The 22,009-nt window shown below is 61.8% G+C and carries 14 protein-coding genes and 1 pseudogene; 7 read left to right on the top strand and 8 right to left on the bottom strand.

The window, feature by feature from the left end:
- Positions 1–24: 24 nt before the first annotated feature.
- Positions 25–2,235: a catalase/peroxidase HPI gene (gene katG, locus PPRO_RS06900; RefSeq protein WP_011735296.1), complete on the top strand. Its 2,211-nt coding sequence runs from the start codon at positions 25–27 to the stop codon at positions 2,233–2,235.
- Positions 2,236–2,436: 201 nt separating this feature from the next.
- Here the strand turns inward: katG and PPRO_RS06895 are convergent, their stop codons facing one another.
- The 3 genes from PPRO_RS06895 to PPRO_RS06885 form a co-directional block, all read right to left on the bottom strand.
- The gene (locus PPRO_RS06895) at positions 2,437–2,787 is read right to left on the bottom strand and encodes a cupin domain-containing protein (RefSeq protein ID WP_011735295.1); all 351 of its coding nucleotides are present in this window, start codon (positions 2,785–2,787) and stop codon (positions 2,437–2,439) included.
- Between the two features lie 66 nt (positions 2,788–2,853).
- Complete coding sequence (locus PPRO_RS06890; protein WP_011735294.1) at positions 2,854–3,927, bottom strand: M42 family metallopeptidase; 1,074 nt, start codon at positions 3,925–3,927, stop codon at positions 2,854–2,856.
- Positions 3,928–3,964: 37 nt separating this feature from the next.
- Entirely contained in the window at positions 3,965–4,759 is a 795-nt protein-coding gene (locus PPRO_RS06885) for a sulfite exporter TauE/SafE family protein (RefSeq protein WP_011735293.1), read from the bottom strand.
- Between the two features lie 427 nt (positions 4,760–5,186).
- Here PPRO_RS06885 and PPRO_RS06880 point away from each other — a divergent pair, with 427 nt between their 5' ends.
- On the top strand, positions 5,187–7,178 hold the full coding sequence (locus PPRO_RS06880; protein ID WP_041532192.1) for a TonB-dependent receptor plug domain-containing protein: 1,992 nt from the start codon (positions 5,187–5,189) through the stop codon (positions 7,176–7,178).
- A 278-nt stretch (positions 7,179–7,456) separates the two neighbouring features.
- Positions 7,457–9,226, top strand: coding sequence for a M3 family oligoendopeptidase (locus PPRO_RS06875; RefSeq protein WP_011735291.1), 1,770 nt, complete (start codon positions 7,457–7,459; stop codon positions 9,224–9,226).
- 83 nt (positions 9,227–9,309) lie between these two features.
- On the opposite strand, the gene hisS is transcribed toward PPRO_RS06875, so the two are convergent.
- From hisS to PPRO_RS06860, 4 genes and pseudogenes are all read right to left on the bottom strand, one after another.
- On the bottom strand, positions 9,310–10,554 hold the full coding sequence (gene hisS, locus PPRO_RS06870) for a histidine--tRNA ligase (protein ID WP_011735290.1): 1,245 nt from the start codon (positions 10,552–10,554) through the stop codon (positions 9,310–9,312).
- A gap of 43 nt (positions 10,555–10,597) precedes the next feature.
- Entirely contained in the window at positions 10,598–11,521 is a 924-nt protein-coding gene (locus tag PPRO_RS06865) for a GGDEF domain-containing protein (RefSeq protein ID WP_408633727.1), read from the bottom strand.
- A gap of 114 nt (positions 11,522–11,635) precedes the next feature.
- Positions 11,636–11,962: pseudogene (locus PPRO_RS21835) on the bottom strand (response regulator); the annotation flags it as partial.
- Between the two features lie 94 nt (positions 11,963–12,056).
- Positions 12,057–14,483, bottom strand: a complete 2,427-nt coding sequence (locus PPRO_RS06860) for a DNA internalization-related competence protein ComEC/Rec2 (protein WP_011735288.1) — start codon at positions 14,481–14,483, stop codon at positions 12,057–12,059.
- Between the two features lie 372 nt (positions 14,484–14,855).
- On the opposite strand from PPRO_RS06860, the gene PPRO_RS06855 reads away from it, so the two are divergent.
- Positions 14,856–15,902 carry an HD domain-containing phosphohydrolase gene (locus PPRO_RS06855; RefSeq protein ID WP_011735287.1) on the top strand — a complete coding sequence of 349 codons (1,047 nt, stop codon included), beginning with the start codon at positions 14,856–14,858 and terminating at the stop codon, positions 15,900–15,902.
- Between the two features lie 101 nt (positions 15,903–16,003).
- On the opposite strand, the gene PPRO_RS06850 is transcribed toward PPRO_RS06855, so the two are convergent.
- On the bottom strand, positions 16,004–16,321 hold the full coding sequence (locus PPRO_RS06850) for a YkgJ family cysteine cluster protein (protein WP_011735286.1): 318 nt from the start codon (positions 16,319–16,321) through the stop codon (positions 16,004–16,006).
- A gap of 268 nt (positions 16,322–16,589) precedes the next feature.
- Between PPRO_RS06850 and PPRO_RS06845 the strand changes: the two genes are divergently transcribed.
- From PPRO_RS06845 to PPRO_RS06835, 3 genes are all read left to right on the top strand, one after another.
- A complete protein-coding gene (locus tag PPRO_RS06845; RefSeq protein ID WP_011735285.1) occupies positions 16,590–18,266 on the top strand; it encodes an alkaline phosphatase in 1,677 nt (558 codons plus the stop codon).
- Positions 18,267–18,387: 121 nt separating this feature from the next.
- Positions 18,388–20,325, top strand: coding sequence for a molecular chaperone HtpG (htpG, locus tag PPRO_RS06840; RefSeq protein ID WP_011735284.1), 1,938 nt, complete (start codon positions 18,388–18,390; stop codon positions 20,323–20,325).
- Positions 20,326–20,505: 180 nt separating this feature from the next.
- Positions 20,506–21,933 (top strand): DEAD/DEAH box helicase, encoded by a 1,428-nt coding sequence (locus PPRO_RS06835; RefSeq protein WP_011735283.1) that lies wholly within the window; start codon positions 20,506–20,508, stop codon positions 21,931–21,933.
- Positions 21,934–22,009 lie beyond the last annotated feature (76 nt).

The following is a 22,009-nucleotide window of genomic DNA, read 5'->3' as shown; positions in this document are numbered from 1 at the left end:
ATCTGAAAGAGAAGGAGAACCGAGATGAGCAATGATTGCACGTGTCCGGTAACAGGCCGAGTTGACAAACCAATTGCCAGCAGTGGCAGGGCGAACCGGGACTGGTGGCCACACCAGCTGAACCTGAAGATCCTCCATCAGAATCCTCCCCTGGGCAACCCGATGGGCGAGGAGTTCAGCTATGCCGAGGAATTCAAGAAACTCGACCTGGAAGCACTGAAGAAGGACCTCTATGCGCTGATGACCGACTCCCAGGAGTGGTGGCCGGCCGATTACGGTCACTACGGTGGGCTCTTCATCCGCATGGCGTGGCACAGCGCGGGCACCTACCGCACCGGCGACGGCCGCGGCGGCGGGGGATCCGGCTCCCAACGCTTCGCTCCGCTCAACAGCTGGCCGGACAACGTCAACCTGGACAAGGCGCGCCGTCTGCTCTGGCCGATCAAGCAGAAATACGGCAGGAAAATCTCCTGGGCCGACCTGATGATCCTCGCCGGCAACTGCGCCCTTGAGTCCATGGGCTTTAAGACCTTCGGCTTCGGCGGCGGGCGCGAAGACATCTGGGAGCCGGAAGAGGACATTTACTGGGGTTCCGAGGCCGAGTGGCTGGCCACAAGCGACAAGCCCAAGAGCCGTTACTCCGGCGACCGCGATCTGGAAAACCCCCTCGCCGCCGTACAGATGGGACTGATCTACGTGAACCCGGAAGGTCCGGACGGCAACCCTGATCCGGTCGCCTCAGGACGTGACGTTCGGGAGACCTTCGGCCGCATGGCCATGAATGACGAAGAGACTGTCGCGCTCGTCGCCGGCGGGCACACCTTCGGCAAGTGCCACGGCGCCGGCCCTGCGACCCATGTGGGGCCTGAGCCCGAAGCAGCCCCCATCGAGGAGCAGGGGCTTGGCTGGAAGAGCAGCTTCCGTAGCGGCAAGGGGGGCGATACGATCGGCAGCGGCATCGAGGGTGCCTGGAAACCAAACCCGACCACATGGGACATGGGCTATCTGAAGGTGCTGTTCAAATACGAGTGGGAACTGGTCAAGAGTCCGGCCGGCGCCAATCAGTGGCTGGCCAAGGATGTGGACGAAGAGGATATGGTGGTTGACGCCCACGACCCGTCCAAGAAGCACCGGCCGATGATGACCACGGCGGACCTCTCCCTGCGCTTCGACCCGATCTACGAGCCGATCGCGCGCGACTACCAGCAGAACCCCGAGAAATTCGCGGACGCCTTCGCCAGGGCGTGGTTCAAGCTGACCCACCGCGACATGGGACCGCGCTCACGCTATCTCGGCGCGGAAGTCCCCGCGGAAGAGCTGATCTGGCAGGACCCCGTCCCCACGGTGGATCATCAGCTGATTGACGGGCAGGATATCGCCGCTCTCAAGGACACTATCCTCGCTTCGGGGCTGTCCGTCTCCCAACTGGTCTCCACCGCCTGGGCATCGGCATCCACCTTCCGCGGCTCCGACAAGCGCGGCGGGGCCAACGGCGGTCGCATCCGTCTCGCGCCGCAGAAGGATTGGGAGGTCAACCAGCCTGCCCAACTGAAGACGGTGCTACAGACACTTGAACGTATCCAGAAGGAGTACAACGACGCCCAGTCAGGCGGGAAGCGGGTTTCGCTGGCCGACCTGATTGTTCTGGGCGGATGTGCGGGCATCGAACAGGCTGCCAAGAATGCCGGTCAGGCGGTGAGCGTTCCCTTCACGCCGGGACGCACGGATGCAACCCAGGAGCAAACCGACGTGGCGTCTTTCGCCGTACTCGAGCCGGCTGCCGACGGCTTCCGTAACTATCTCAAAACCAGGTACACCGTATCAGCGGAGGAGCTGCTGGTTGATCGGGCGCAACTGCTGACACTGACCGCCCCTGAGATGACGGTTCTCCTCGGCGGCATGCGCGTCCTGAATGCCAACTACGGACAGTCCCGGCACGGCGTCTTCACCAAGCGGCCCGAGACGCTGACCAATGACTTCTTCCTGAATCTGCTGGACATGGGCACGGTGTGGAAGGCGACCTCGGAAGCCGGCGACCTGTTCGAGGGGCGTGATCACACGAGCGGCGAACTCAAATGGACCGCTACCCGTGTCGATCTCATCTTCGGTTCCAACTCCCAACTGCGGGCCCTGGCGGAAGTCTATGGAAGTGGGGACTCCCAGGAGAAGTTCCTGCACGACTTTGTAGCGGTGTGGGAAAAAGTAATGAACCTTGACCGTTTCGACCTCGCCTGAGATCGTAGCACACAAGGTCTTCGAGGGATTGCCACAGGACGACAGAAAATGGCCAGTTACATCGGGTAGCCGGGGGGAATCCCCCGGCCCCACCATAACCGACATACGGCTCCGCACCGGGAGGTGCGATGGAATGAACGGGCCGAAACCGAGTACTGCGGACAGACTCCCCAGGAGTCACCGGATTCTGGTTACCGAGTACTACAGCTCCGGCGCCGTGGAGGGAACCAGGCAAACGAAGGTCAACGTTTCAGTGCCGCTGTTTCTGATCTGGTGCTCCTCATCGGCCTCCACCAACACCACCGTCCCCCTCAGGAAGGGGTGCCAGGCGCCGTTGCCGAAGATCCCGCCATCCCCCTCGTGGACGAAGATCTCGTGTTCCCAGGCATGGGCGTGTTTGGGGGTGCATCCTCCCGGCGCCAGTTGGAAGACCCGCATGCAGAAGTTCTCGGCGCCATCCTCCCTGCCGATCACCACCCGCGCGCTAATCCCCCTGGCCTGATCGTTGTCGATCTTGGTTGCCGTTACATCGGTGAAATTCTTTATCCGCATGACGCTCTCCTTTTCAGCTGACGTTCCTCCCTCCCCTTCACGGGGAGGGAGGGGTGGAGATGGGGGTTATTTCGGCACGAACTCATCCCGCGAGGTTATCCGATCCAGAGTTGCCACGATCAGCTTGGCCGCGTTTTCCAGGTCGCTGAGCGCCACGGTCTCGATGGGGGTGTGCATGTAGCGCAGCGGTATTTTCACCAGGGCGGTGGCAACGCCGCCACGGGAGATCTGCATCACGTTGGCATCGGTGCCGGTGGCCCGGGGGCTGGCGGTGTGCTGGATGACGAGCTTCTCGCTCTCGGCGGTCTCGCAGAGCAGTTCGAACAGGCGCGGGTTGATGTTGGCGCCGCGGGCCAGGATCGGCCCCTTACCCAGCCCCACCTCGCCGTTGTGCTTCTTCTCCACGTCAGGCTGGTCGGTGGCAAAATCCACCTCCACGCAGATGCCCACATCGGGGTTCACGCTGTAGCTGCTGGTGGTCCCGCCGCGCAGGCCAATCTCCTCCTGAACCGACGAGACGCCGTACAGGTCCAGATTCAGCTTCCTGCCTGATGCCTTCACCAGGCGCAGCACCTCGGCCACCACGAAGCAGCCGGCCTTGTCGTCGAAACCGCGCGAGGCCACCCGGTCACCGTGCAGACGGGTGAACGAACTGGCAAAGGTTACCGCATCCCCCACCCTGACCAGCTTCTGGGCCTCTTCCTTGTCGCTGGCGCCGATATCGATGTACTGGGACTCCAGCTTGACCACGGTCTCGCGGTCCTTGGTGTCCATCAGGTGGATCGGCTTCTTGCCGATCACGCCTGGCAGGGGGCCTCCTGCCGTGTGCACATTGACCCGTTTGCCAGGCGTCAGGTGGGCATCCACCCCCCCGACCGCCGCGAAATAGAGGAAGCCCTTGTCGTCGATGTACTTGACCTGCAGGCCGATCTCGTCGGTGTGGCCCACCACCATCACCCGCGGCAGGTTCTCTCCCTGGCCCGCCACGCGGGCGAACACGTTGCCCATGACATCGGTGGTCAGTTCGTCGCAGAAAGGGGCCACATACTCGCGAAAGACCCGCTGGGCAGGCTGCTCATAGCCGGAGGGACTGGGGGCATCGAGGAGTTTTTCCAGAAATTTCAGTGATTCCTTGCGCATCATGTTCCTTTCAAAAAAACGTCTGTATTCAGATAGTTCACAGCAGGCTGAACAGCATCTTGGTTCCGGTGGCGATCAGCAGCAGCGCGAAGATCTTCTTAAGCTTGGGGACCGGCAGGCTGTGGGCCAGCCTGGCGCCCAGGGGAGCAGTCAGGAAACTGGCCGCGGCCACTCCGACCAGGGCCGGGAGGTGGATGAACCCGAGGCTCGCTGTGGGAAGGTCCGGCACAAACAGGCCGTTGACAATATACCCCACCGTGCCGGCCAGGGCAATGGGAAAGCCGATGGCTGCCGATGTGCCGATGGCGGTCTTGAAGGGGAGGTTGCACCACTGCAGAAAGGGCACCGACAGGGTTCCGCCGCCGATCCCCACCAGGCTGGAAACCATGCCTATCAGGGAGCCGGCGCCGATCAGCCCGGAACTGCCGGGGATCCGGCGGCCGGCCGGCGGACTGACATTGAGCAACATCTGGGCAGCCACGAAATACATGAAGCAGGTGAAGAAGATCTTCAGGAAGCCGGTTGTCAGGTGGGCCGCCACCCAGGAACCAAGGAAGGTGCCGGCCACGATCCCCGGTGAGATGCGCCGCACCACCGGCCAGTCAACGGCATTGCGGCTATGGTGGGCCCGCATGCTGGCCACGGAGGTGAACATGATGGTGGCCAGGGAGGTTCCCAAAGCCATGTGCAGCAGATGGGCTTCGGGAAAGCCCTGGCCGCTAAAGGCAAAAACCAGCAGCGGCACGATCACCAGCCCTCCCCCCACCCCCAGCAGACCGGCCAGGATTCCGGCGCCGGAACCGAGTACAAGGTACAACAACCACGACAGCATCGAACACTCCTTCCATACATCCAGGTATCCCACACCACCTCGCCCCTGCAAACCGGCCCGCAGCGGGTCAGGCGGGCCGGGATTCTACGCCAACCATAAAAAGAGTCAAAGCAATTAAACCGGGGACATCATCGTGACATGGTCTCCATTACTACAGCATCGAATCCGCATCAGGGACGCCTCGAAAGCGCGGTAACAGCCACACAGTTTTTGCATGGACTCACCCCCATACCTATGGTAAAGACTTTAACGTTACTCTGTTTTTCCCGATTATCCGCCACCATTCCCCGGGAGTGCCGCTCGGGCAACCATGGCCATGCAAAAGCCCAGGAGAAACGCCGGAAACCGCATGCCTGCACCCACCCACCCCATAGCCGCGAAATCGCCTTTATCCATGGGGCACCCCCTGCTTTGCCAGGCTCTCCGCATGGCACGGACCATTCTGCTGTTCGGCCTGCTCTCCTGTTCACCGGTCCTTGTCTTTGATGACGGGGAGGAGCTCACCCAGCTTTCCCTGGAGGAACTGCTGCAGGTCAAGATCATGTCCGTCACCGGCAGTTCCCGCTACGAGCAGGAGGCCAGCGAGGCGCCGGCCAGGGTCAGCATCATCGACGCCGCCGCCATCCGAAAATACGGCTACCGCACCCTGTCCGAGGCGTTGCAGGGGGAGACCGGCATCAACATGACCTATGACCGGAATTACGCGTACATCGGCTACCGGGGATTTTCCATGCCGGGGGACTACAACACCCGGGTACTGGTGCTTCTGGACGGCATCAGGCTGAACGACGAGGTGTACCACCAGGCGCCGCTGGGAACGGACTTCCCCCTGGACATGGACCTGGTGGAGCGCATCGAGATCATCCGCGGGCCGAGCAACTCGCTGTACGGCAACAACGCCTTCCTGCTGACGGTGAACGTCATCACCACCTCGGCCAAGAGAAACGGGGTCAACGTCGCCTCTTCGGTGGACACCCGCACCAGGGTAAGCGGACGGATCACCGCCGAGGCAGATCCCCGGGGCAAGGACTGGTCCCTGCTGGTCTCCGGCACCCTCGACCACGCGCCGGGCAACGACCTGTATTTCAGCGCCTACGACGATCCGGCCAACAACAACGGCAGGAGCAGGGACTGCGACTACGAGGGGAACGGCAGCTTCTTCCTCAAGGCCGAGAAGGGCGACCTGACCCTGCTGGGCGGTTTCTCCCGCCGCAGGAAGGGGGTGCCCACCGGCGCCTTTGACGTCGTTTTCAACGATGACGGCAACACTTCCTGGGACGAGCGTTCCTTCGCCGACCTGAGCTACACGAGAGGAAACGGCTCGGGGGATTCCCTGAAGGCGCGCACCTACTACAACGGCTACTTCTATAAGGAACGCTACATCTATACCCCGGCCGACCAGACATTTTACGATTACACCAAAAGCGCCGTGCTGGGGGGAGAGCTGGTGATCAGCAGGAAACTCCCCTTCGACAACCACCTGGTGGGGGGGATCGACTACCACTATGCCCTGCTCAGGGACCAGCGCACAAAGACGAAGGCGGACGGCACCACCCTGAACCTGCACTCCCCCCAGCACAGCCTGGGAGTTTTCCTGCAGAACGAGTGGCGCATTTCCCCCAACCTGCTGCTGGATGCGGGGGTACGCTATGACTACTTCTCCCCCTCCCTGCACACCTTCAACCCCAAGGCGGCCCTGATCTACAAGATCACTGACGACCTGGTTGCCAAGTACCTGTTCGGCAGGTCATTTCGCGCCCCCAACGCTTACGAGACCGACTACAAGGATTCCGGCAGCAACATACACGACAACCCGGATCTGAAAGAGGAGTCCATGCTCAGCCACGAGCTGGTGCTGGAGTACTACCACGGCCCGGGCCAGCGGCTCTCAATGACCTGGTTCCATTACTCCATCAAGAACCTGATCAACCAGGCCGTGGGGAGCGACGGCACCATGCGCTTCGAGAATACGGACAGGGTCAGGATCACCGGCTTCGAACTGGAGCGGGAGTGGAGTTGGGAGGCCTGGTCCGGCAGGCTGGGCTACAGCTATCAACGGGCGCGGGATGTGGAGAACGACACAGGCCTGACCAACTCGCCTGAATCGTTGATCAAGGCGAAACTCTCCCGCGACTTCCTCAACCGCCGCCTGACCCTGTCGGGAGAACTGCAGTACCTGTCCCAGGTGGAAACCCTGGTGGCCGGGGTCAAGGGGGGCGACTACACCCTGCTGCACCTGACCGCCCTGGCCCGCAACCTGCTGGTCAAAAACCTGGACGCGACCATCTCGGTGCGCAACCTGCTTAACGAGAGCTACACCAATCCCGGATCCAACGATCATGTGGAGACCAGCTATCCGGTGGCCCTGATCCCCCAGGATGGCCGCACGGTCACCTTCAAGCTGGAGTACCGCTTCTAGCTCCGCCTGCCGCCGCAAAGCGGCCCACACCCGCCTTGACGCCCCTCCGCTTCCGTAGTACTCTGCCGAACCCGTAAATAGCAACCGTTCACGCAAAGCCACCAAGTTCGCGAAGAAAAACGGATGCATATACCGAAACAGCGAAACGGTTACATCAACCTGTTCGGTGCAGCATGGTTGTTGTGCACCCATGTGATTTCTTTGCGTCTTCGCGCCTTAGCGTGAGATGATTCGCCGTTTTTTTTGGAATGTCCATGACCGGAGGAGAACCCTGACCAATGACCACAGCCGACCTGACCTGGAACACCGCCCTGCTCTACCCCGCCCCCGATTCGGCCGAACTGGAGGCAGACCTGGGCTCCTTCGACGCCCTGGCCGCCGACTTCCGGGAACGCTATTTCGAGAAGATCGCCCAGCTGCAACCCTCTTCCCTGCTGGAGGCGGTGCGGGAATACGAGGCGCTGCAGGTGCGCATGGCAAAGCCGTTCTGCTATGCCCATCTGCTGTTCGCCGCCGATTCGTCCAACGAGACCACCCTCTCCCTCTCCCAGCGCTGCAGCGAGCTGGGCAGCCGCCTCTCCCAGCAGCTGCTCTTCTTCGACCTGGAGCTGATGAACCTGGATGACGCCCCCTTCCAGGCGCTCTGTTCACTCCCCCAGGCGGCGCCCTACGTCCACTTCCTGAACGGCATCCGTAAGTTCCGTCCCTACACCCTGAAGGAGAACGAGGAGCGGCTGCTTACCCGCAAGAACCTGACCGGCGTCAGCGCCTTCACCCGGCTGTTCGACGAGCTCTCCGCCTCCCTGCGCTACTCCATGGAGCTGGATGGCCAGGTGCGAGAGTTCACCGGCGAAGAGCTGCTCTCCCTTTTACACCACCACGACCCCGATGTGCGCTTCCGGGCCATGACCACCTTCCTGGAGAAGCATGGCCAGAACGGCATCGTCTTTAACGCCGTTTTCAACAACATGGCCCTGGACCACGGCCAGGAGATGGAGCTGCGCGGCTACAGTTCGCCGATCCAGCCCACCAACATCGGCAACGAGATCCCGGACGAGGCGGTGGAGCACCTGATGGCGGTCACCGAGGCCAACTACGGCCTGGCCCAGGAGTACTTCCGCCTCAAGGCGGGGCTTTTGGGGATGGAAAAGATCCGCAACTGCGACATCTACGCCCCGCTTGCGGAGTCCAGAAAGAGCTACGAATTCGACGAGGCGCGGGACCTGGTGGTGGCCTCCTACGGCGCCTACGACGCCGAATTCGGCCGTATCGTGGCCGATTTCTTCACGGAGCGACGGGTGGATGTCATGCCGCGCCCCGGCAAGTCCGGTGGCGCCTTCGCCATGGGCATCTCCCCCCAGACGCCGCCATTCCTGCTGCTCAACTTCACCGGCACCCTGCGCGACCTGGCCACCATCGCCCATGAGGCCGGTCACGGCCTGCACTTCGTCCTCTCCCAGAAACAGAACATGCTCAACTACCACGCCCCACTCCCCCTGGCGGAGACAGCCTCGGTGTTCGGGGAGATGCTGTTGACCCGCAGGCTGCTGGACAGCGAGAGCGATCCGCTGCTGCGAAAATCGCTGCTCTGCGCCAAAATAGAGGACATCATCGCCACCACCTTCCGCCAGACCGTGCTGACCCGTTTCGAACTGCGCCTGCACACCGAGCGCAGCAAGGGGCTGCTCACCAACGACCGTGTCTCCCGCATCTGGCTGGAGGAGAACGAAAAGCTGTTCGGCAACGCGGTGGAGATGATCCCGGCCTACAGCTGGGGCTGGAGTTACATCAGCCACTTCATCCACAGCCGCTTCTACTGCTACTCCTACACCTTTGCCGAACTGCTGGTGCTGGCCCTGTTCCAGAATTATTGCGAGAAAGGGGAGAGCTTCAAGCCGGGCTATCGCTCGCTTCTGGAATCCGGTGGCGCCCTCTCCCCGACGGAGACGGCCCGACTGGCAGGCATCGACATCACCGCCGGAGATTTCTGGCAGAAGGGGTATGACTTCCTGGGAGGGTTGATTCAGGAGCTGAAGGCAGTTTTGTAATTTTACACCTAGGGTGACACGAAAACGGGCAGCCTGCTATCAGGCTGCCCGTTTTCGGTTTGAAGAGTATATCCGGCTTTTTCCTAGGCGAGCAGCGTCACGATGTCGTCAGCCTCCAACGCCGCCTCGTTCTGCACGCCGTCCTCCATGCGCTTGAAGCTGGCCCGCCCCGTGGCCAGCTCGTTCTCTCCGATGACCACGCTGAAGCGCGCCCGCAGCTTGTCGGCCCGGCGCATCTGGCTCTTCAGGCTCTTCCCTTCGTAATCCATCTCCACTCGGATGCCCTGATTCTGCAGCTTCGTCAACAGGCAGAAGGCCTTGTCACGCTGGCCAGCCCCCATGGTGGCGATGAACAGGTCCGGTCTGCGGGAGAAGTCGCGCTCGCCCAAGAGCAACGCCACCCGCTCCACCCCCATGGCGAAACCGATGCCGGGGATGGAAGGCCCACCCAGCTGGGAGATCAGGCCGTCGTAGCGACCGCCGGCGGCCACGGCCGACTGGGCGCCCAGAAGCCCGGTGACCAGCTCGAAGGTGGTGCGGGTGTAGTAGTCAAGCCCCCTGACCATGCGCGGGTTGATGCTGTAGCGGCTGCCGGTTAGGTCCAGGTAGCGCTTGACGCTGCTGAAGTGGTCGTCGCAGGCGGTGCAGAGATGATCCAGCATGGCCGGCGCCCCTTTCGTGGCCTCGGCGCAGCCTGCCGACTTGCAGTCCAGGGTGCGCAGCGGGTTGACCGTGAAGCGCCGCTTGCAGTCGTCGCAGAGCCGGTCCAGCCTCCCCTGAAGAAACTCCATCAGCGCCGCGCGGTAGGCGGGGCGGCAGTCGGGGCAGCCCAGGGAGTTGATCTGCAGGGTCGGCTCGTCCAGGCCGATCTCGTGAAAAAAGGCGCAGAGCATGTTCAGCACCTGGGCATCCACCAGCGGGTCGGTGACGCCAGTGACCTCGGCGCCAATCTGGTGGAACTGGCGGTAGCGCCCCTTCTGGGGGCGCTCGTAGCGGAACATGGGGCCCAGGTAGTACAGCTTGGCCAGCGGGTCCTGGGCGTGCATCTTGTGCTCGATGTAGGCGCGCATGACACCGGCGGTTCCCTCGGGACGCAGGGTGACGCTGTTCTCCCCCTTGTCGGTGAAGGTGTACATCTCCTTTTCCACGATGTCGCTGGTGTCGCCGATGGAGCGGCAGAACAGCTCGGTCTTCTCCATGATCGGTACGCGAATCTCGGAAAAGCCGTTGCGTTCGAAGATGCGGCGAGCGGCCTGCTCGATGTACTGCCATCTGCCGGACTCCTCCGGCAGGATATCGTTACAACCCTTGATTGCCGTGATGGCCATAGAATTCCTCGATCTGATGTGATGTGGGGGAAAAACGGGAAAATCAGGAGGTCTTGGTGAAGCGGACAACGCAGTTTTTTCCGCGCCCCTTGCCGGTGTACATGGCTTGGTCGGCCATCTCCAGCAGTTCTTCCTTGGTCAGGGCGTCTTCGGGGCAGCAGGAATAGCCGATGCTGCAGGTCAGACGGATGTCGTACCCCTCGTCAGCCAGGAAGACGTGGGACGCGACCATGGATCGTATACGCTCGGCGACATTGGCGGCAATGGCCGGCGATGTCTCCACCAGGATGGCGGTGTACTCGTCCCCGCCATAGCGGATGACCACGTCCACATCGCGCACCGACAGCCTCAAAAGCGTGCCCATCTCCTTGAGCACGCGGCTCCCCACCAGATGCCCATGGGTGTCGTTGACCTGCTTGAACGAATCCATATCCAGGAAGAGAACGGCCAGCTGGGAGGAAAAGCGCCCGATGCGCTTCATCTCCCGTTCCAGCGCCACCTCCAGATAGCGCTGGTTGTAGAGCCCGCTCAGGTCGTCGATGAACAGCATGTCCTTTGCCAGGGAATAGCTGCTGGCATTCTCCAGCGCCAGCAGCGACTGTTCCAGCAGGAAGAGGATATTCTTCTTCCTGGCGCCTAATTCGGGAAGGCCCAGCCCCGGCTCGTTGAACGCCACCACAACCCCCCGCTGGCTCCCTTTGCCGCGCAGCGGAATCAGGATTGCCGCCTCGATCCCCGAATCATCGCCACCGCCCTGGAAGCTTATCCGCAGGGAGTTGCACTCATCAGGGTGATCCTCTGACAGTCGTTCCAGGACAGAGGCGATGCAGCGCTCCGCCACGGCGGTCTCGACTCCCTTGACCTCGCACAGCTCCAGGCCAGTTTCCGTGGCAAAGAGGCACATGCCGCGGCTGGTACCGATTTCACGGGTGAAGGCATCAAAGATAAGGTGCTGAAGACGCTCCATGTCCAGGCAGCCGGCAATGGCCTGGCTGATCTGGTACAGGTTGAGCATGCTTTTCAGCTCTTCGTTCTCGTCCAGAATGCGGCGTTGTTCCAGGCACTGGGCCACGGAGTGGAGGAACTCGTCGGGGTTGATCGGTTTGACGAAATAATCGCGGGCGCCATGCTTGAGGGCGAAGATGGCCGATTCCAGGTTGGCATTGCCGGTAACCATGATCACGTCCGCGGAAGGATCGTTCTCCCGGGCCCTGGCAAGGATGTCCATGCCGTCCACACCGGGCATGACCAGATCGGTGACGACCAGGTCGAAGGCATACGTCGATAGCCTGTCGAGCCCCTCCTCCCCGCTTGAGGCACGATCCACATCGTATCCCTGGCCGACCAGCAGGTCGTAAAACAGGTCACGGAAGAACCGGTCATCTTCGACTACCAGTATTCTGCGCATGCGATCAATCTCTGCCCATGGGTTTGAAATCAGTCAAGAATGTATTAGTACCGCGTTATGAAACCACTGTCAAACGGCAATTAAGCCGCACGGATCAATTGGGACGCCAGGGGGTGCCGACGGCCAGGCACCTTCCATCGCTGACCAGTTCCACCGTGCCGTCAAGATCGGTGCGGTAGACGGCAACACCCCGCCGCCGCAGGAGCGCCAGGGTGCGGGGAGACGGCAGCCCGAAAGCGTTGCGGCTGCCCGCTGAAATCAGGGCAATTCTGGGAGAAACACGGGCCAGAAACTCCTCCGAGGTGGAGAAGCGGCTGCCGTGATGCCCCACCTTGAGCAGGTGGCTTGCCAGTTCCACTCCCTGACCGAGCATGCGCCGCTCCGTGGCAAAGCCGGCATCGGCGGTAAAGAGGAAGGAATGCTCTCCATAGGTAAGCCGGAAGACCAGCGACTGTTCATTCATCTCCCCATCGTCCGTCTCTCCCCGCCGTTCCCGCTGGCTAACCGGGGGAGAGAGCACCGCCATGGTCACGCCGCCGGGCAGAGGCAGGGTGTCGCCGGCCGCCAGCAGCCGCCGGGGAATCCCCCGCGATTCCAGACCGGCCCGCAACTCGGCGTACGCACCGCCATCCCCGCCTGGCACAGGCTCCCAGAACTGCCCCACCGGCAGGGTCCGGGCCACGAAGGAGAGACCGCCCAGGTGATCCGGGTGGGCGTGGGTCATGACCATGTAGTCGATGCGCCGCACCCCCAGCCTGAGCAGGGCCGGCCCCAGGATGCGCTCACCGAAATCCCGGCCGCTGTCGGGCGGGAACCCTCCCCCGTCCACCAGCATGGCCTCCCCCGGGGGAAGACGGATCAGCAGCGATTCGCCCTGCCCCACGCTCAGCATGGTGACATGCAGGCGGCCGTCGGCCAGGGGAGGCGTTGAGAAATGAATCGCGATGGCCAGAAGCGGCGTCAGCAGGCAGAGGGTCGTCCTGACGCGGCCGGGGCGCACAAAGGTGGCCAGCCCCATGAACAGCAGAAATGCCAGCATATCCAGGGCGGTTATGCCGCCGAAGGTGATCAGGGGAAGGCGGGCGAACTCCTCCACCAACCGGTTGGAGACGGCTACCAGCTTTCCCGTAGCCCACATGAAGAGCCGGGCAAGGGGAGCGCAGACCGGAACCAGGAGCAGGGAGCAGAACCCGGCCAGAACCGCGCCGTAGCCCAGCAGGGGCACCACCAGAAAATTGGCCAGGATTCCGTTCAGCGAGGCCTGATTAAAGACGTACAGCAGCGGCACGACGGTGGCGATGGACGCGGCGCAGGAAACGGCGCAGAAGCGCAGCAGGCTCCGCGCCCATCCGCGCCGGATGGAGCCGAAGCGTCCCATGATCCGGGGCACAAGCAGCACCATCCCCCACAGCGCCAGGAAGGAGAGCTGGAACGAGATATGAAACAGCGAGGGAGGGTTCACCACCACCAGCATCATGGCCGACACCAGCAGGGCATTGACCGGATCGGTCTCCCGCTCAACGTACAGGGCCAGCACGAAGAGCGCCAGCATGACCACCGAACGGGCAGTTGCGGGAGCAACCCCGGTCAGAAGCAGGTAGAGCAGCATGGCCGGCAGAGACGACAGCAACGCGACCCGGCGCAGGTTGAAGCGCAGGGCCAGCGTTTCAAAGCGGGTGGCGATCAGGAGGACAGCCTGGGCAACGACGAAGGCCAGAATCCCCACATGAAAGCCGGAGATGGAGAGGATATGACTGACCCCGGCACGGGTATAGGCGCGGGAGAGATCATCCGCTATGCGCCGCTGGTCCCCGATCAGAAGCGCGGCCACCACCGACGAAACCCGCTGGTCCGGCAGACAGGCGCGGATAAAATCGCCCATCAACCGCGCCTGGCGATCGACGCTGGCCACAAGCCGGTCCTGCACGCCGCCCCGCATCAGCAGCAGGTCATCCGCCCTGGCCACACTGGCGCTGGCCACGATTCCCTGATGGGCAAGATAGCGGCCGAAATCGAATTCCCCCGGCAAGCCCAGCAGGTGGGGAGTGGAGATGCGCATCAGCAGACGGACCAGGTCGCCGCGCCCGGGGCTGACCTCGCCCGAGCGTACGTAGACCATCAGCCTGCCGCTGGCCGGCGCGAGGCGGCCGTCGCGGACGACGCCGGACGTCTCCAGCACGAAGCGGGTGGAAGATCCGCCGGGAGTGCCGGCAACCATTGGCAGGGAACGGATCACCCCTTCGACGACCACCGCCCCCCGCCTCTCGTATCTCAGGATGGAACGCTCCGCTTCCGGGGGCGTCGTCCAGAGGGGCAGGACATACAGGCCCCAGACGAGGAAGAAGAGGAACGTGCAGCTACCCTGGACCAGGCGGTGGCGGACGAAGCAGGAAAGCAGCAGGGCCAGGAAAGCGGCCGCCACGGCGGAGACAGGCAGGGAGAGGGCATACCTGTCCCCTAGAACGAGCCCGGTTGACAGGGCCAGAAACGGCATCAGCAGCGGATGTTTCCCCTCTGCCACGGCCATCCTTCAGCGGTCAGTGCCGGAAGCATGCCAACCGGCGCCGGTCATGGGTGTGTAGATTCGCATACGAGCCTCCAGCGTTCGTCGGAGATGCTTCCGGCTCCATGTCCCGTCATGCAGTCATTGCAAGCTGCCGCCGGCAGAGCGGTGAAGGAATCATCCCCCTATCCGGGCAGGCGTAGTCATCCGCAGCAAAGGGAAACATGGGCAACAGTCCATCAGCCAAATTCAGAACAAAATAACATTATTAAAATTATTTGAAAACAGAACAAATTGATGATAGAGTCCTGAAACTACTGGCAGGCATGTGTGGCGGTGAACGCATATCGGAGCACGCCCTTGCGCGACGCTACCCGATGGAGCAACGGCATGAATGAAAACATACTGATAGTGGATGATGAACTACTGGTCAGGGAACTGCTCACAACGGCGCTGACCTACGAGGGCTTCACCTGCCATACTGCAACGAATGTGGACGAGGCCTTCGGCATCATGGACGTGCAGCAGATGGATCTGGTCATATCGGACATCATGATGCCGGGCAGAAGTGGCATGGAGCTGCTCAGGGATCTGAAGCAGATCGACGAGGACATAGCCGTGCTGATGATCACGGGACTGACCGACACCCAAACCGCCCTGGAATGCATCAGCCTGGGGGCTGACGACTATATCGCCAAACCCTTCAGCATCACCAGGGTCATACTGACGGTCAGAAACCTGATCGAGCGCCGACAACTTGCCCTGGAAAAAAAAAAGAACCAGGCCAGCCTGGAATCCAGGGTAATGGCCCAGACCGAGCAGGTGCGAAGCACCATGTTCGAACTCCAGAGTGCGTATAACGACACCTTGACGGCGCTGGTCAAGGCGCTTGATGCCCGGGAGAAGGAAGCCGGTTCACATTCGGAACGGGTGATGAACTATTCCAAGCTGCTTGCGGCCAGAATGGGAGTTGATGCGCACAGGCGGGAGCAACTGGCCAAGGGCGCTCTGCTGCACGACATCGGCAAGATCGGCATCACCGACAAAACCCTGCTCAAGCCGAGCGAATTGAATGAACAGGAATGGCGCGAAATACACCGCCACCCCCAGGTCGGCTACGACATCCTGTCCCAGATACGTTTCCTCAAGGCGCCAGCAGAGATCATCCTCAACCACCACGAGCGCTTCGACGGCAGAGGCTATCCCAACGGCCTCAAGGGGGAAGAAATTCCCATCGGCGCCCGCATCTTTGCGCTGGTGGATACCCTGGACGCCATGACAAGCGACCGCCCCTATCGCGGGGCACTTCCCTTCGACAGCGTTACCGACGAGGTCACCAGATGCCGCGGCAGCCAGTTCGACCCGGATATTGCCGATCTGTTCCTCTCCATCCCGCGCTGCGAGTGGGAGGAGTGCAACGACAAGAGGTTACTCTGAAACTCTTGCTCCCGGCCCCCCCACCCCTTCACCCCCATTCCGGCCGTCTGAACTCGGTCCAGGGACCAGCCTTGGGCGATCCCCCTGGCGCCCCCCCCATCCTATTTCCCCCTGCCCCGTTTCCGGCGATCGCGGCTGGCTTTTCGGGTAAACTTTTCCGGTTTCGGACAATAACCGCAGTCCGGGGGGAGCCAGTGCAACTGGGGCACCAGTTCGGGGGTAAGCTTGACGCAGTGGGGATTGATCTCGAAGCGGCGCTCAAAGATCTTGCACCGGCGGGTGATCACGTCCAGATAGCGGCAGGCGGTCTGGGTGTAGATGATCCTGCCCCTGCTATCCTCCAGTTTTTCGAAGCAGCAGCGGCCGCACTGCTTGCAGAGGGAATCCCACTGCTGGTCGTCATCAAAAGTATCGCTCATGACAAAGATGATGAAACGGCGCGAGGCCGGCTTTGGAACCGCCGTTCAGGCAACAGCGGCAGATGTCGCAGGGCAAAACCGTGGAAAATGATGCGGGTCTTATGGGGCATAAGCGGGATACTACTGCCCGCGCCGACGGGAGTCAACAGCAATCCCGACCTGCCGCGCCGCTGCCGCAGGCCAGGCATGGCGCCACAAACGTTTCAAAGACGAAGAGCCATTGCACATGATATGGTGATGCCACTTCTGTTGTGGCAGGGGAGGAACCATGGGAGAGACAACTGTTGTTACCGCATTGATCGCCATAGGTTTTGCGCTCAGCGCATGCGCATGCGGTTCACCTGGTGCGCTAAGCGGGAACCGTGACGCCGGGCAGGTGAAAAACGTCATATTCCTGTTGAGTGACGGCACGGCCAACGAGGCCTGGCCCCTGGCGCGATGGGTCAAGGGCAAACGCCTTGCTTCCGACGCCATTCTGAGCGGCGCCATCCGGACCTACGGCGCCGATTCCATCATTACCGACTCGGCGCCCGGTTCCACCAGTTATGCCACCGGCCAGAAGGGAAGCGACAAGGGCATTGCCGTGTATCCCTGGAATGTGACCATTGCGGGCGTTGATTGTGACCCTGCCATGGCATACGTACCCCTGGCCACGGTCTTGGAAGGAGCCAAACTGACGGGTCGCGCGACGGGTGTCGTGGCAACGTCAAATGTGCAGCATGCATCGCCGGCCGACTTTACGGCACACACCCACGACCGCAGCAATTACCTGGAAATCGGCGAGCAACAGGTATACCAGGATATGGACGTGGTGCTTTCCGGTGGTGAGCAGTATCTGTTGCCCAAGGGGGTCGGCGGAGGTGTCCGAACGGACAATGAAAACCTGGTCCAGGTGGTCAAAGCCAAGGGGTATGCGTATGTTACCAACCGTGACCAGATGCTGGCGGCTTCGGGCCAGAAGATCTTTGGCCTGTTTGCCAAAGATGCCATGGCCTACGACATCGACCGCGCCACCACTGCTCCCGGCGAGCCGTCACTGGCTGAGATGACCACCAAGGCCCTGGAAACCCTGTCCAGCAGCTCAAAAGGCAAAGACAGGGGGTTTTTCCTGTTCGTTGAAGGCTCCAAGATTGACTGGGCGGCCCACGACAACGATCCGGCCGGCGTGGTGAGCGATCTGATCGCCTACGACGACGCGGTCAAGGCGGCCCTGGATTTTGCCGAGGCAGACGGCACTACCCTGGTGATCAGCGTGGCCGACCATACCACCGGTGGCCTGTCCATCGGCGTCCGTTCCGACCCCCACTATTCCACGACTGATGATGATTTTGTCGTGGCGCCGATGCGCAAGGCCAGGTTGACCGCCGAGGGACTGGGCAGGCGTATCGAAAAGAGCAATTCCGAAGCCGCCATCAGGGCAGCCTTTGCCGACAGTTGGGGAATCACCGACCTGAGCGCCGACGAAATCGCCTCGATCCGGAAATCGCGCCCGGGCAAGGCACTGCAGAAAGTTATGGGGAGCATGCTGTCCAGGCGTGCCCGGCTTGGCTGGACCACCGGCGGGCACACCGGAGGCGACCCCTACCTGTTCTCCTATGGCCCCGGGCGTATCAGCGGCCTGTGGGAAAACAGCGCTCTTGGCACGTATGTGGCCGGCAAACTGGGCTTCACCTTCCCGGAAATCAACAAGCGCCTGTTTGTCGAGGCTTCGGCAGCCTTCCGGGCAGAAGGCTTTTCCACCAGCATCGACCTAAGCGATGCAACCAATCCCGTGTTGACGGTCAGCAAGGGGACTGCAACGGCGCGGTTGCCATTGGCCAAAAACCTGGTGCTGGTGAACGGCAAAACAATCGAACTGGAAGGCATCGTGGTTATGGCCGAAAAACTGGGCAAGGTGTTCCTTCCCCGCCAGGCAATCGACCTGGTCACGGCAGAGCTGCAATAACTCGAATCCGGCCGCGGTGAAACAGCGGATGACTTTCCGCGTGCCCCCCCTTGAAAAATAACCACCCGCTTATTATGTTGTAGCGTGCCATTTCCATTCGTTTAAAGGAGAATCACGAGTCATGTCCAAAACCACCAAACAGTTCCAGACCGAGGTTAAACAGCTGCTCGACCTGGTGATCCATTCGCTCTACTCCAACCGCGACATCTTCCTGCGCGAGCTGATCTCAAATTCATCCGACGCCATCGACAAGATCCGCTTCGAAGCCCACTCCAACGAGGAGCTTCTGGAGGGGAACAGCGACTGGAAGATCAAGCTGATCCCGGACAAGGACGCCGGCACCCTGACCATCCTTGATAACGGCATCGGCATGACCATGGCAGAGGTGGAGGAGAACATCGGCACCATCGCCCGCTCCGGAACCAAGGCCTTCATGCAGGCGCTCAAAGACAAGTCCGCCACGGACAATCCCGAGTTGATCGGCCAGTTCGGGGTCGGCTTCTACGCCTCGTTCATGGTGGCCGACCGGGTCATCCTGGAGACCCGCAAGGGGGGCACTGCCAGCGATGGCTGCCGCTGGGAATCCATCGGCGATGGCAGCTACACCATCGAGGAGTGCAGCCTCGATCGGCGCGGCACGGAGATCGTCCTGCACTTAAAAGATGAGTTCAAGGAGTATCTGGAGGAGTGGAAGATCCGCTCCATCGTCAAGAAGTACTCCGACTACATCCAGTATCCGGTGGTCATGGACATCACCCGCACCGAAACGCCCAAGGGGGTGGACGGCGAGGAGATCGAAGGGGCCGGCACCATCGAGAAGACCGTGGAAGAGACCTTGAACTCCATGAAGGCCATCTGGGCCCGCCCCAAGAGCGAGGTCACGGAGGAGGAATACCAGGAGTTCTACAAGCATATCTCCCACGACTTCGAAAACCCCTTCAACACCATCCACTTCTCGGCCGAGGGGATCAGCGAGTTCAAGGCCCTGATCTACCTCCCCGCCAAGAAACCCTTCGACCTGTTCATGGCCGACCGCAAGAAGGGGCTGCAGCTGTACGTGAAGCGGGTCTTCATCACCGACCGCTGCGAAGAGCTGCTGCCCGACTACCTGCGCTTCGTCAAGGGGGTGGTGGACTCCAGCGACCTGCCGCTGAACGTCTCCCGCGAGATCCTGCAGGAGGACGTACAGATCAAGCGCATCCAGAAGAGCCTGGTGGGCAAGATCCTCTCCACCCTGGCCGAGGTCAAGGAGAAGAACTTCGACGAGTACGTGAACTTCTGGAAGGAGTTCGGCCCGGTGCTCAAGGAGGGACTGCACTTCGACTACGCCAACAAGGAGAAGTTGCAGGAACTGGCGCTGTTCGAAAGCACCGCCACCGAGGCGGGGAGCTTCACCAGCCTCAAGGAATACGTGGAGCGCATGCCCGAAGCCCAGCAGGAGATCTACTTCATCACCGGCGACAGCCGCGCCACCCTGAAAATCTCGCCCCATCTGGAGGCCTTCAAGGCCAAGGGATACGAGGTGCTCTTCCTGACCGATCCGGTTGACGAATGGGTGGTTCAGGCCCTGACCGAGTACAAGGAGAAGAAGCTCAAGGCCGTTGACCGCGGCGACGTGGACCTGGACAGCGAGGAAGAGAAGAAGGAGAAGGAAACCAAACAGGAAGAGGCCCGCAAGGAGTACGGCGACCTGATCTCCTTCATCAAGAGCCACCTGGAGGACAGGGTCAAGGACGCCCGCCTCTCCAAGCGCCTGACCGACAGCGCCTGCTGCCTGGTGGCCGACGAGTACGGCATCAACGCCAACATGGAGCGGATCCTGAAAGCCATGAACCAGCCGGTTCCCGACTCAAAGCGGGTGCTGGAGTTGAACCCGGATCACCCGATCATGAAGATCATGACCGAGATCTTCAGGGAGAACAAGGAGGATGCCCGCCTGACTGACTACGCCGACCTGCTCTACGATCAGGCCCTGCTGACGGAAGGCTCCCCCATCAAGGACCCCTTACGCTTCACCCGCCTGGTGAGTGAGCTGATGGTCAAGGCCGCAACGAAATAGTCATTCAGAACCAGATCCCGGCTTCCAAGAGCCCGTGGCCCCGCGCCACGGGCTTTTTTCTGTTGTTTTTCACTAGTTGCGCCCGGGTCGCGGAAAGGTTTCCGTTGCCAGAGCAGGGCGCAGGGTATATGGTACGCAGGTGACCCGTCACGACGTATACCCAACAGATAAGGAAGATGAATGAAATTTAGTGAATTACCCCTGCCGGAACCGCTGCAGAATGGATTGGCGGACGCCGGCTTTGTCGACTGCACCCCGATTCAGGAGCGCACCCTCCCCATTTCCCTCTCCGGCAAGGATGTTGCCGGCCAGGCCCAGACCGGAACCGGCAAGACAGCCGCCTTCCTGGTCACCCTGTTCACCCGCCTGTTGAAGGACAGCCCGCCAGAGGGCACCCATCATCCCCGGGCGCTGATCCTGGCCCCCACCCGCGAACTGGTGGTGCAGATCGAGCAGGACGCCCAACTCCTGGGCAGACAGTGCGGCCTTACCATCCAGGCCATCTACGGCGGCGTGGACTACATGAAGCAGCGCGACGCCCTGCGCGAGGGGGCCGACGTGATCATCGGCACCCCGGGCCGCCTGATCGACTACCTGAAGCAGAAGGTCTACAGCCTGAAGCAGATCGAGATGCTGGTGATCGACGAGGCCGACCGCATGTTCGACATGGGCTTCATCGCCGACCTGCGTTTCATCCTGCGCCGCCTCCCCCCCTTCGACAAGCGCCAGAACCTGATGTTCTCCGCCACCCTCAACCAGCGGGTGATGGAGCTGGCCTACGAATTCATGAACATGCCGGAGAAGGTCTCGGTCACGCCCGAAAAGATGACCGCCGAAAACGTGGAGCAGGTCATCTACCACGCGTCGCGCAAGGAGAAGTTCCCGCTGCTCCTGGGGCTTTTGCGCCGGGACGGCATGGAGCGGACCATGATCTTCATCAACACCAAGCGCGAGGGGGAATACCTGCATGACCGCCTGAACGCCAACGGCTTCCCCTGCCGCCTGATCTCCGGCGATGTGGACCAGAAGAAGCGGTTGCGCATCCTGGAGCAGTTCAAGAGCGGCGAGCTGCCGATCCTGATCGCCACCGACGTGGCCTCCCGCGGCCTGCACATCGACGGGGTCACCCATGTGGTCAACTACGACCTGCCCCAGGACTGCGAGGACTACGTCCACCGCATCGGCCGCACCGCCCGGGCCGGCGCCCAGGGCAAGGCCATCTCCCTTGCCGACGAGGACGGCGCCCTCTACCTGGAGGCCATCGAGGAGTACATCAAGGCTAAGATTCCCTGCGAGTGGGCCGAAGACGAACTGTTCGTCACCGATTTCAAACGGGTCGCCCGACCGAAGCGGGCCCCCCTTCCTTCCCGGGGGAAGGAGGCACGGCCCGAGCGGGGAAAAACCAGCTCCCGACAGAAACGGACACCGTCGGGCAAGGGCTCTGAGACTGCCGCTGCCGCCGCGCCCCGGCAGCAGCCGGCCACAAGCCAGGGCGCTGGTGCCGACGAGGCCGCGCCGGCAAAGAAGCGCCGCCGCAGGAGAAAGACGAAACCGTCCGGAGAGGGGCAGGAGCAGCAGCCCGCGCCGGAGGCAGCGACAACGGAATAGCCGATACACAAAGGGCCGCGTCACAGCGGCCCTTTGTGCTCCGCCACTTTTGCCGGGGGTGCGTATCAATACCAAT

This window comes from Pelobacter propionicus DSM 2379 (assembly GCF_000015045.1).
Taxonomy (GTDB): domain Bacteria; phylum Desulfobacterota; class Desulfuromonadia; order Geobacterales; family Pseudopelobacteraceae; genus Pseudopelobacter; species Pseudopelobacter propionicus.
The sequence above is the reverse complement of the archived record's forward strand: the minus strand, read 5'-3'. Positions and strand labels throughout refer to the sequence as shown.